The sequence below is a fragment of the Scytonema sp. PRP1 genome, assembly GCF_036697665.2.
Taxonomy (GTDB): Bacteria; Cyanobacteriota; Cyanobacteriia; order Cyanobacteriales; family Nostocaceae; genus Kalymmatonema; species Kalymmatonema gypsitolerans.
This window is the reverse complement of sequence record NZ_JBAHYJ020000059.1, coordinates 134,324-147,900: the sequence shown is the minus strand read 5'-3', so window position 1 is coordinate 147,900 and position 13,577 is coordinate 134,324. Positions and strand designations below refer to the sequence as shown.

Genomic DNA, 13,577 nt, shown 5'->3' with positions numbered 1-13,577 from the left:
AGGTTATATTCAAAAAATTTAATTTTCAGTAATTAAGTATTATGAGCGATATACTAAAACGTCTTGAAACCCTTTCACCAGAAAAGCGAGAATTAGTCCTACAAAAACTGAAAAAGCAACAGCAATCTTCACAAAATAATAGCAGGCTCACTCCCCCCCTAACACCTGTATCGCGGGAACAACCCCTTCCCCTCTCCTTTGCCCAACAAAGACTGTGGTTTCTCGACCAACTAGAAGGCGAAAATTGCGTCTACAATGTCCCGTTTTTCTTGCTACTTAACGGATTTCTTAATAAAGCTGCTTTAGAACAAACTATTAGAGAAATTGTTCAACGTCATGAAGTGTTACGCACCACCTTCGCAGTTGTCAATGAATCGCCCATACAGGTGATTCACGCTCATCCCGAGCTGACAATACAACTGCTAGACTGGCGACAATTGACAAAAGAAAATCAGTTACGGAAAGCGCAGCAGTTAGCCACAGAAGAATTGCAACAGCCTTTTGATTTATCAAATCCACCTTTGCTGCGGGTAAAGTTGTTACAACTGGCTGACCAATCCCATCTGCTATTCCTCGTCATCCATCATATCGTTTGTGATGGTTGGTCAATGGACATATTCCGCAATGAATTGTTCACCCTGTATACTGCATTTTGTGCTGGACAACCGTCTCCCTTACCCGAATTATCGCTACAATATGCCGATTTCGCCCACTGGCAAAGACAATGGCTACAGGGAGAGGTTCTCCAAACCCAACTCAATTACTGGCAAAAACAATTAGCCGCAGTCCCGCCCCTGTTAGAATTACCCACAGATAAACCCCGCCCTTCAGTTCAAAGTTTCAGGGGGCGTAGCGAGTTTTTGCAACTCAATCAAGATTTAACACAGAAGCTGAAGCGCTTGAGTCAGGAGTCAGGAACCACCCTGTTTATGACTCTACTGACAGCATTTACGCTCTTACTGTCGCGCTACAGTGGACAAGAGGATATTGTGGTTGGTTCTGCGATCGCCAATCGTAACCGTCGTGAAATAGAACCATTGATTGGCTTTTTTGTCAATACCCTAGCTTTGCGTACCAACCTGCAAGGGAATCCAAGTTTCTTAGAATTACTCAACCGGGTGAAGCAAGTCACCTTGGATGCTTATGACCATCAAGACTTACCTTTTGAGAAACTAGTCGATGAACTAGGCTTAGAGCGATCGCTTTCTCATCATCCCTTATTTCAAGTAGCTTTTGGCTTACAAAATGAAACTCAGCAGCAACTTGAAACCAATGGATTAACTGTTACCCGTTTTGAGTGGGAAAACACGACGACTCTGTTTGATTTGTCGCTGATTTTTCGAGAAACGTCCCAGGGATTGATAGGAGAATGGGAATATGCAACAGACTTGTTTGAAGCTAAAACCATTCAACGGATGGCGGGACATTTTGAAGTTCTGCTTGAGGGAATTGTTGCTAACCCTCAACAACTTATTCATTCTTTACCGTTTCTTACAGAAGCTGAACATCAGCAACTGCAAATCTGCAATCAAACTCAAACTGATTATCCCCACGATAAAACTCTAGTTGACCTGTTTGAAGCTGAAGTTGCCAAAAACCCTGATCATCTGGCTTTGGTGTTTGAATCCCACCGACTTACTTACCAGCAACTGAATCAAAAAGCCAACCAACTGGCTCATTATCTGATTCAAAATCACCAAATTAAGCCAGACACCTTAATTGGTATCTGCGTTGAACGTTCTTTAGAAATGATTATTGGTGTACTCGGTATCCTTAAAGCAGGTGGTGCTTATGTACCGATTGACCCCAATTATCCCAAAGAGCGTATTGGGTTCATGCTACAAGATTCTGGGACATCGGTGTTGCTGACCCAAAGTTTCCTCAAGGATGAATTACTTGGCGTGAACTTGAAACACTCACCTCAAGTCATTTGTTTGGATAAGGAAACTTTTGCCGAAGAATCAACAGATAATCCCAGTCCAAAAAGTACACCTGATGATTTAGCTTACGTCATCTACACCTCTGGTTCGACAGGACGACCTAAAGGGGTCATGATTTCGCATGACTCTATTGTCAATCTCAGCAATTCTTGGGCGAAAACTTTTCAAGTTCAACCCCAAAGCCGTTTGCTTCAGTTTGGTTCTTTTAGTTTTGATTTGTCTATTGCGGAAATTGCTACTACCTTCGTCACTGGTGCTTGCTTGTATCTTGCCAACAAAGACACCTTATTACCCAGTCAAATCTTAGTTGACTTCTTAGCCCAGCATAAAATTACCCATAGCTTTTTATCTCCTTCGGCTTTATCTGTCTTACCTCAAGCAAGTTTACCCGATTTACAATGCTTAACCGTTGGTGGTGAAGCTTGCTCAGCCGAATTAGTGACACAATGGGCAACGGGACGGCGTTTCTTCAATTGCTACGGACCGACGGAATCAACGGTGAATGCTGCGATCGCTCTAGTTCAACCGAACGGCAAAAAACCACTTATCGGTCAACCTTTGCCGAATATCCGCATCTATATTTTAAATGCACACAATCAACTATTACCCCCTGGTATTCCTGGGGAATTGTGTATCGCTGGGGTTGGATTAGCACGAGGCTATCTCAACCGTCCTGAAACTACCGCCGAAAAATTCATATGTGTTGAATTATTTGGTAAAACTGAGCGAATTTACAAAACTGGTGACCTGGCAAGATGGTTGCAGGATGGTAACTTAGAATACCTAGGGCGGATTGACAACCAAGTAAAACTGCGGGGCTTCCGCATCGAATTGGGTGAAATTGAATCGCTATTATTACATCATCCTTCAGTTAAAGAAGCTGTTGTCATTTTATATGAACCTGATAATAGTCCTAGGTTAGTGGCATATGTCACGGCGGCGGAAAAAGCCTTTAATTTAGCGGGTCAACTCAAGGATTACCTCAAAACTCGCCTGCCGAATTATATGGTTCCTAGCCAGATTATGGTATTGGATAGGTTGCCCCTTACCCCTAACGGTAAACTAGATCGGCAATGTCTACCAGCAGCAGATATAGCTACCTCCACTGATTGGGAAATGCCAGTGACTCCAACAGAAGAACTGCTGGCTAGTTTATGGCAGGTTCTTTTAAAAGTGAAATCTGTTGGTCGCGCTAACAACTTCTTTGAACTGGGTGGACATTCTCTATTAGCTACCCAATTGGTTGCCCGTATTCGTGACAGTTTTGGCGTAGAATTGCCTGTCCGCAAGGTATTTGAGCAGAGCATTTTGTCTGAGTTGGCAACAGAAATTGACAAAGCCGCTTCCGAGCTTACCTTACCTCCCATCGCACCCCAGCCAGAAAATGCTCCTAAAATGTCCTTTGCCCAATCAAGACTTTGGTTTTTAGCCCAGCTTGAAGGGACAGGAACCTCGGCTACCTACAATATGCCAATGGCTCTGCAACTTGAGGGCAATTTGAATATAGAGGCGTTACGTGCAAGTTTCGCGTATTTGCTCAAACGCCATACTAGTTTACGCACATATTTCCCAGTCTTGGAGGGAGAGCCGCAAGTCGTCGTCCAAAATCCAGAGGATATAGAAGTGTTGGCGATTGCAGACTTACAGGAACTCGATCGCCACACTCAAGCAGAAACACTACAACGGTTAGCCGATAGCCATGCCCAAGAACCCTTTGACTTAAATGCTGGTCCGGTGTTCAAAGCAAAACTGCTGCAACTTACACAGCAGAAATATGTGCTGCTCATTAATATGCACCACATTATCAGCGACGGCTGGTCAATGGGTGTATTTAAGCGGGAATGGCAACAAGCTTACTGTGCTTTCGCTCAAGGTCAAGCCCCAAATTGGGAAGAGTTACCGATTCAGTATAGTGATTATGCAGCTTGGCAGCGCAGTTGGTTACAAGGGGATATTTTAGCAAAGCAGGAAAATTACTGGAAACAACAACTCAGCGATGCTCCCCCGTTGCTGGAGTTACCCACTGACCATCCTCGTCCCGCTTTGCAAAGTTACCAAGGTGCCCAAGAAGAATACTGTTTAAGCAATGAACTGACTTCATTGCTCAAAGCTGTGAGTCAAGAACAGGGCGTGAGTTTGTTTATGACCCTGTTGACGGCTTTTAGTATTTTACTATCTCGTTACAGCCGGCAAGACGACTTATGTATTGGTTCTCCCATTGCTAACCGCACCCATAGCTACACAGAAGGGTTAATCGGCTTTTTTGTCAACACCTTGGTATTGCGTAGCAAAATCAAGCCAGAGCAAAGCTTTAGCGAGTTACTCCAACAAACCCGCCACACTTGCTTAGATGCTTATGCTCATCAAGATATTCCCTTTGAGTATTTGGTAGAACAGTTACAACCAGAACGCAGTCTGAGCCATAACCCCTTATTCCAAGTCATGATGGTGTTGCAAAACACGGAAAGTGCGGGGACGAATGTTAATTTACCAGGGCTTAATATTCAATACTTGGAGCAAAGTTATCCATTTGCCAAGTTTGATTTGACACTGTATCTTTGCGAAAGGGGCGACCAGCTGCACTGTATGTGGGAATATGCCACCGATTTATTTGAGGCTGAAACGATTAGGCGCATGGCAGGACACTTGGAGGTTTTGCTTGAAGCGATCGCCCAAAATCCCCAACAGCCCATCAGTAGGCTACCCTTAATCACAACAGCAGAAATCCAACAACTGCAAGTTTGGAATCACACCGGTATCAACAACAAAGACCAGACTTTGGTGACTCTGTTTGAACAACAGGTAGCAAAAACGCCCGATAACATTGCAGTGGTGTTTGAAGATTGTAGCCTGAGTTATCAAGAACTCAACCAAAAAGCTAATCAGCTTGCCCACTACCTGTTGCAACTCAAAAGAGAGCAACAGTTACCTAACAACCCATTGATGGCGATTTGCGTAGAGCGAACACTGGAAATGGTCATTGGTATCTTTGCTATCCTCAAAGCAGGTGGGGCTTATGTGCCGATTGATCCGAGTTATCCTCAAGAACGCATTCATTTAATGCTCGAAGATAGTAATGCCTCTGTATTACTAACAACAAAATCTATTAAAAAGCAACTTCCTTTAGAAAAACTGCAAAATTCCTGTCAAGTTGTGTTTCTGGAGCAAGAAACACCAGCTCATCAGTCAACGGACAATCCCAACTTACAAAATAGCCCTGATGATTTGGCTTATGTCATTTATACTTCTGGTTCCACAGGGCGACCTAAAGGTGTTGCCATAGCCCATTATAGTCCGGTAGTTCTGCTCAAGTGGGCGCATTCAGTTTTCAGTGCAGAACAGCTTGCAGGTGTCTTAGCATCAACCTCAATTTGTTTCGACCTCTCCATCTTTGAAATTTTTGTCCCCCTGACTCAAGGTGGTAGTGTCATTGTGGTTGAAAATGCACTCTACATTGAGCAAGCACGTAAAAGTATTGTACCGATTACGTTGATTAATACTGTACCAAGTGCTGCTGCTGAACTGCTGAATATGAATGCTATTCCGGCAAGTGTTCAAGTTATCAATTTAGCTGGCGAACCACTAAAAAATAGTTTGGTACAGGCTTTATATCAATCCACATCTGTGACAGAAGTTTATAATCTCTATGGTCCTTCTGAAGACACAACTTACTCGACTTTTACGAAAGTTGCCAAAAATGCCCAGCATGAACCAACTATCGGTAAGGCGATCGCCAACACCCGCACTTATATTCTAGATAGCTACAACCAACCCCTTCCTCCTGGTGTTCCTGGGGAACTTTGTATCGCAGGTGCAGGTTTAGCACAGGGCTATTTGAATCGTCCCGATCTAAGCGCTGAAAAATTCATTCACCTCAACTTGTTCAACCAAACTGAGCGGATTTATAAAACTGGCGATTTAGCCCGCTGGCTACCTGACGGCAATCTGCAATACTTAGGTCGCATCGATCATCAAGTTAAACTTCGTGGTTTTCGGATTGAATTAGGTGAGATTGAAGCGTCATTAGTCAAACATCCAAAAATTAAGGAAGCAGTTGTCATTGTACGGGAGGACACTGATTTTGATCAACGTCTAGTGGCATATATTGTCCCAACAGCGATAGAGGATGAGAATCTGCAAGGTCAACAGGTAGAATTGTGGCAGCAAGTCTTTAATGATTCTTACTCCAACAACCCTAATTCACCAGACGATCCAACTCTCAATCTAGCTGGCTGGAATGGCAGATATACGGGACAACCGTATCCCAAAGCGGCGATGCAAGAATGGAGAGATACAATAGTTGACCAAATTCTGGAACTTGAACCAAAACGAGTTTGGGAAATTGGTTGCGGCACGGGAATGTTATTGTTTAAAATTGCACCTCATACTCAGCATTATCTAGGAACAGATTTTTCACCGGGCGCATTGCAGTATATTGAACAACATCTCAAACGACAGTTTCTTGATGACATTAGCTTAAAAGCGAGTGCAGCTCACGAGTTTGACGGCATTGAAACGGGTGCTTATGACTTGGTGATCATGAATTCTGTCATCCAGTATTTTCCCTCCTTGGATTACTTTTTGGAAGTTTTGGAGGGGGCTGTTAACGCTGTGACGACTCAGGGAGCAATCTTTATTGGAGATGTGCGAAATCTCCATCTGCTGGAAGCGTTCCACACCGCAGTTGAGTTTTATCGCGCCCCCGATGACTTATCAATCAAGGACTTGCGTCAACAGATTCAAAAAAGCATCCGCACCGAAGGTGAATTACTGATTGATCCTGATTTCTTTATCGCCCTCAAACAAAGATTTCCTCGGATTAGTCATGTGCAGATTCAATTAAAACGGGGTTATGCTCAGACGGAGATGAACCGTTTTCGTTATGACGTTGTTTTACATTTGGATCAGACAAATACTCCCGTGGGAGAACCTGAATGGTTAGATTGGCAAGCCCAACAGTTGAATCTGGAAACAATCGAGAAAATTTTAACAACTCAGCAACCGGATTTGCTAGGCATTAAAGATATTCCTAATGCGCGTCTGACTTCCGAAATGGTGTTGTTAGAACAAATTGCTCAATTAGATGGTACTGTTTCAGACTTGAAAGCAGCAGTTGCACAAGCCAAATTAGGGATAGAACCTGAAGCCTTCCGAACTTTAGCGCAAGATTTGCCCTATACGCCTTTCATACAATATAGTTCTACAGGGTTTGCCTGTTACGATGTTGTTTTTCAAAGGAATATCCCCGGACAGGTGACAGTACCACGATTTGCAACAACAAACCATCTGCGCCTGAAACCTTGGCAACATTACGCAAATCAACCGTTGCAATTTCGCACTCCTCAAGTTGATCCAGCTTTATTAGAAGAATGGCGGGATTTTCTGGAAAAAAATCTCCCCGAATATATGATTCCTAACCATTTCACTGTCTTAGAAAAACTACCACTGACGCCGAATGGAAAAGTAGACCGCAAAGCATTAAGAGCACCAGAGACGGCAGTTGCAGCAAAAGACATCGAATTACCTGTAACAGAAACAGAAAAATTGCTGGCTCAACTATGGGCAAAGCTGCTTAAATATGAAGTCATAGCCCGACAAGACAACTTCTTCAATTTAGGAGGTCATTCCCTATTAGCCACCCGACTGATTGCCCGCATCCGTGATAAATTCAAAGTGGAATTGCCTCTGCAGAAGATATTTGAATTCCCCACCCTTAATGAATTGGCGAATTACCTTGATACCTGCATTTGGGTTAATTCCATCGACGAAAGTATGCAGCCTCTCAACTCAGACGAAGAGGAAATTGAACTTTAAATTACAACCCTTAAACTACAACAGTTGAAAACACGTCCTCAAGTAAATTTTATCCTTTCATCAGAAACTTAACCTATGATTGCCCTATCTGATTCCACTTTACTCTTAAGAATTACTTACTGTTAAAAATTACTTACTTTTATCAACAGCGACAGTATTGTAGGGTGGGCAGTGCTTACCGTATTTTGCCCACTACATCCGAATTTTGCTAAGCACTGCCCACCTTACGTGTCGTTCAAAAATCTGTGGAGGAGTCCTATATTATGACAAAAAATAAGCAAGTAGTTTCTTTAATGCTTCGTTTGCAGAACATGGGCTGCCGAATTTGGGCTGAAGATGATAAGTTACGGATTCGTACTAGTAAAAACGCTCTCACTTCTGAACTTAAGCAGGAAATTCAAACTAACAAAGCAGATATATTAGCATTCTTAAATGCTGCCAAAGCCAAAACTGTCATGGCAGAGGAAATTCCCACTTTAACAGATGATACCCCCAAGCTTCTTTCCTTTGCTCAACAACGCCTCTGGCTGTTAGCACAACTCCAAGGGCCGTCAGCTACTTACAATATGCCGATGGCTTTACAATTGGAAGGCAACCTCAATACTAATGCCCTGCGCTCTAGTTTGGCTTATCTGCTTAACCGTCATGCCAGTCTCCGGATGTATTTTCCTACAGTGGCGGGACATCCTCAGGTTGTTATCCAAAATTTAGACGACATGGAAGTTCTCACTATACAAGATTGCCGAAACCTTGAATTAGGGACTGGGAATCAAGAAACTTTTTCCCAGTCCCCAGTCCCCATTGCCCCTCATCCCCAGAGGGAACCCCGAGCTCCCCAATATCCAACCCTCCAGTGTTTAATCGATGCTCATGCTCAAGAACCGTTTGACTTAAATACTGGTCCCTTGTTTAAAGCAAAACTGCTGCAATTGAACGAGCAGAAATATGTGTTGCTCATTAATATGCACCACATTATCAGCGACGGCTGGTCAATCGGGGTGTTTGTCCGTGAGTTACGGCAAGCTTATACCGCCTTTGCCCAACGTCAAACCCCAAACCTGGCTCCCTTACCCATTCAATACAGCGACTATGCAAACTGGCAACGAAACTGGTTGCAGGGGGAGGTATTGAAAACCAGATCAACTATTGGAAACATCAACTCAAGGATGCTTCCCCATTACTGGAGTTGCCTACCGATTATCCTCGCCCAGCACAGCAAAGCTACCGAGGCGATCGCTATTTCTACTCTCTCACGCCGGAATTAAGCACTGCTGTTAAAACCTTCAGTCAACAACAAGGGGCAAGCCTGTTTATGACCTTGTTGGCGGCTTTGAGTATTTTACTTTCTCGTTACAGTCGCCAAAACGATCTGTGTATTGGTTCTCCGATTGCTAACCGCACCCATAGCCAGACGGAAGGGTTAATCGGCTTTTTTGTCAATACCCTTGTATTGCGTACTCAAATCAAGCCTGAGCAAAGTTTTATCGAGTTCCTGCAACAAAGTCGCCAAACTTGTTTAGACGCCTATGGTCATCAAGACATCCCGTTTGAGCTTCTGGTAGAAAAGTTACAACCAGAACGCAGCATGAGTCATAATCCCTTATTTCAGGTCATGTTCACGCTGGAAAATAATGAAAGTCCCGACCTGAGTTTGCCAGGACTAGAGATTCAATGGCTCGGATTAAGTCATGCGATCGCTAAGTTTGACTTAACACTGATGGTGATGGAATATGACAACCAGTTAAATTGCTCTTGGGAATACGCTACCGATCTGTTTGAGAAGAGTACTATACAACGGATGGCGGAACGCTTTGAAGTTCTGCTTAATTCCATTGTTGGTAACTCAAACCAACCTATTAATACTCTGCCTTTAATGACAGCAGCGGAACTTCTGCAAATACAACGCTGGAGTAAAACTCAAACCGATTATCCCCACAATCAAACCCTGGTTGACCTATTTGAACAACAAGTTGCCAAAACCCCTGATAACATTGCTGTCAGTTTTGAATCCTACAGAGAATTTTTGACAGCGAACAGTAATGGTTTAAAAACGTTAAGTTACCAACAATTGAATGAAAAAGCGAACCAACTTGCTCATTACCTGATTCAAAATCATAACATTAAACCAGACACTTTAATTGGTATCTGCGTTGAACGTTCTAGTGAGATGATTATTGGTCTACTAGGTATCCTCAAAGCTGGTGGGGCATATGTACCGCTCGATCACACCTACCCACAAGAGCGTTTAGCTTACATGCTATCTGATTCGGGGGTATCGCTGCTGTTGACAACTGAAAAGTTAGCAACTGGATTACCTGAGCATCAAGTACATGTAGTTTGTTTAGATACAAGCTGGTCAGTTATTGCCGAACAAAGTCTAAAAAACCCGATTACCGAAACAACAGCAGCGAATCTGGCTTACGTCATCTACACATCTGGTTCAACAGGTAAACCCAAGGGTGTGATGGTTGAGCATAAGGGACTATGCAATTTAACTCAAGCTCTAATCCAAACTTTTGGCTTGCATTCTGATAGCCGCGTTCTCCAGTTTGCCTCCTTCAGTTTTGATGCTTCCATCGCAGAAATCTTGATGGCTCTAGGGTCAGGTGCAACGCTTTACCTGGGAACAAAAGACTCTCTACTGCCAGGGCAGCCATTAATTGAGCAATTACGCAATCATTGCATTACCCATATCACCCTACCACCATCGGCGTTAGCAGTGATGCCTGTAGAGGAACTTCGGGCACTGCAAACAATAATTGTAGCCGGAGAAGCTTGTTCTGCTGAATTAATCAAACAATGGTCTATTGGCAGAAACTTCTTCAATGCTTACGGACCGACAGAAGCTAGTGTCTGTGCCACGATTGCAAAATGCACCCTTGAAGACGAGAAAATATCTATTGGTAAGGCGATCGCCAATACGCAAGTTTACATCTTAGACGAAAATTTGCAACCAGTACCGATTGGTGTGCCAGGAGAGTTGCACATCGGTGGTGTTGGATTGGCAAGAGGCTATCTCAACCGAAAAGAATTGACACAACAGAAATTTATTCCCAATCCCTTTAGCAATGAGCCGCATTCCCGGCTTTACAAAACAGGAGATTTAGGACGCTACTTGAATGACGGTAGCATCGAATTTCTCGGTCGTATCGATCATCAGGTCAAAATTCGCGGCTATCGCATAGAACTCGGAGAAGTTGAAAATGTGTTGTCCCAGCAACCTGGAGTGCAGAAAGCAGTAGTAGTCGCACGAGAAGACCAACCAGATAATAAACGTCTAGTAGCTTATGTTGTACCAGAACAGAAAAACCTCGAATCATCCCAAGTAGAAAATTTATCAACAGACAAAGTAGAACTATGGCCATCTGTAGCTGAATACTATGTCTATGACGAATTACTGTATTATGCTATGACCAATGACCATCGGCGCAACGATAGCTATAAAGCCGCCATTAATCAATTGGTCAAAGATAAAATAGTCGTTGAAATTGGCACAGGTAAAGATGCTATTTTGTCTAGATTTTGTGCCCAAGGGGGTGCTAAGAAAATTTATGCAATTGAAAGAGACAAAGAAACCTGCCGCAAAGCAATAGCTTGTATTGAAAAATTAGGTTTAGCAGACAAAATCACAGTTATTCATGGCGATGCAACTTTAGTTGCTCTCCCAGAACTTGCTGATGTCTGCGTTTCAGAAATTGTGGGAGCAATTGGTGGCTCTGAAGGAGCAGCAGTAATTATTAATAACGCTAGAAGACTTCTCAAGCCTGATGGTTTGATGATTCCTGAAAGAAGTGTGACTAAGATGGCTGCTGTTACTCTCCCAGATGAAATATTACACAACCCCAAATTTGCTAAAACTCCCGCACATTACACCAAAGAAATCTTTAAGCAAGTCGGATATCCATTTGACTTAAGGGTATGTATTAAGAAATTTCCTCAAGCAAATGTTCTGTCTACCGTGGATGTTTTAGAAGACTTGAACTTCAATGAATATATTAGTCCAGAGTTCTCCCATAGAGTGAAACTTGAAATTCAGAAAAATGGGCGAATGGATGGATTTTTAGTGTGGCTAAATTTGCACACTATTACCGGAGAAGAAATAGATATTCTCGAACATGAACATTGCTGGCTGCCTGTTTATTTTCCGTTATTTGAACCAGGAATTGCGGTTGAATATGGTGATATCATCCAAGCAGTTTGTTCCAGAACACTCTGCGAAAATAATCTCAACCCAGATTATTTAATTAAAGGTCGTTTGCTGAAAAGGAATGGAGAAAGTATTGACTTTGAATATGTCTCCTATCACTATAAAAATAATTTCCGACAAACACCCTTTTATCAACGATTATTTGCTGACTATGACAATACAAAAAATAATAAACCAGATAATTTAACACAGTCATTGAGGGCTAATCTTCAGGAACTATTGCCCGACTACATGATACCCTCCACCTTTGTTTTGCTAGACAAACTACCCTTAACACCAAGCGGCAAGGTAGACCATCGCGCTTTACCCGCTCCCAATTTTGGGGTTCAAGGCTCATATACAGCCCCACGCAACGAAGTTGAAAAACAACTAGCACAGGTATGGTCTGCTGTACTCGAACGTCAAGAAATTGGCATTCATGATAATTTTTTCGACTTGGGCGGTCATTCTTTATTGGCAGTAAAACTGCTCAATAATATTCAACAGGTGTTTGGGCAACAACCTTCCTTAAGCAGTTTATTTCAAAACCCGACTATTGCTCAACTGGCACAACAACTTTGTCATACCGAGGTTCAATCCCATCCCGATTTACTATCACTCCAACATGACGGAGATGCAGCCCCTCTATTTTGTCTTCCTGGCGCAAACGGACACGGCTTCTATTTTCGAGATTTAGCCAGAAATTTAGGAACTGAACGACCAGTTTATGGACTGGAAACTCCAGGAAGAGACGGACTGAACTTACTCCCTAACTCAGTAGCAGCCCATGCAAGTCAATTGATTGAGCTATTACGTCAACAGCAAGCTAAGAGCCCATACATACTAGCAGGATACTCTTCAGGTTGTGCTGTTGCCTTTGAAATAGCTTCCCAACTGGAACAGCAAGGTGAAAAAGTGGGTTTACTGGCTATCTTTGACGCCGGACTGGTTTCTCACCCTGAGCATATAACTAATAGAGCAGATATTGATTGGATTTGGCAATCGATTCAACGGATTGAAGCCTTAAAGGAAGTTTCTTTAGGACTGAAATACGATGATTTAGCTGCTCAAAACGATGACCAAGCTCGTTGGGAACTGGCAGCAGAGTATTTATACCAACATAATATTCTACCTGAACACTCAACCCTTTCTTTACTGAAAACCAATATGAAAGTGATGAAAATGCTGACGCTTAATTACGCGAATTATCAGCCTAATTATCGAATTTCTGCCCCTATTGTTTTATTCCGGGCTCAAGAAGTTCATGAGATGCTTGTGCAAGAACACCAAGCCTTTTCCGATTACAATCTACCGGATTGGGGATGGCAAGCTTATACTCAAAAGCCTGTCAAAATCATATCTGTACCTGGTAACCACGGTCAAATGCTTTATGAACCCAATGTAAAAATGTTAGCCACAGAATTACAGGCAGCGATGGTAGATGAAACAGAGTAGAGATTCACTCAAATCCAGACTATCAATCATTAAAAAGGCGATCGCCTTTATGCGGGGCTTTGCCCCGGAGCGTAGCAGTTGCTTTACAGCATCGCTCACAATTATTGACCATATCATCAAAAGTGCATCATTCTAAGAGGATATTTAGAAAGTTGTTAATAACACCAAAATTTGAAGCAGAT

2 protein-coding genes and 1 pseudogene are annotated in these 13,577 nt (G+C 42.8%); all 3 read left to right on the top strand.

Annotation, left to right across the window (positions count from 1 at the left end):
- Positions 1–41 precede the first annotated feature (41 nt).
- The 3 genes and pseudogenes from V5G28_RS11995 (at position 42) to V5G28_RS11985 (ending at position 13,531) form a co-directional block, all read left to right on the top strand.
- Positions 42–7,754: an amino acid adenylation domain-containing protein gene (locus V5G28_RS11995; protein ID WP_332997538.1), complete on the top strand. Its 7,713-nt coding sequence runs from the start codon at positions 42–44 to the stop codon at positions 7,752–7,754.
- A gap of 263 nt (positions 7,755–8,017) precedes the next feature.
- Positions 8,018–13,395, top strand: a pseudogene (locus V5G28_RS11990) (amino acid adenylation domain-containing protein).
- Positions 13,382–13,531, top strand: a complete 150-nt coding sequence (locus V5G28_RS11985) for a hypothetical protein (RefSeq protein ID WP_332997534.1) — start codon at positions 13,382–13,384, stop codon at positions 13,529–13,531. The pseudogene V5G28_RS11990 and the gene V5G28_RS11985 overlap by 14 nt, the downstream one beginning before the upstream one ends.
- The last annotated feature ends 46 nt before the right edge of the window (positions 13,532–13,577 follow it).

Excerpts from the sequence above, each read along its gene's own strand:
- V5G28_RS11995 (WP_332997538.1), top strand. The coding sequence starts at position 42 with ATGAGCGATATACTAAAACGTCTTGAAACCCTTTCACCAGAAAAGCGA.
- V5G28_RS11985 (WP_332997534.1), top strand. The coding sequence starts at position 13,382 with ATGAAACAGAGTAGAGATTCACTCAAATCCAGACTATCAATCATTAAA.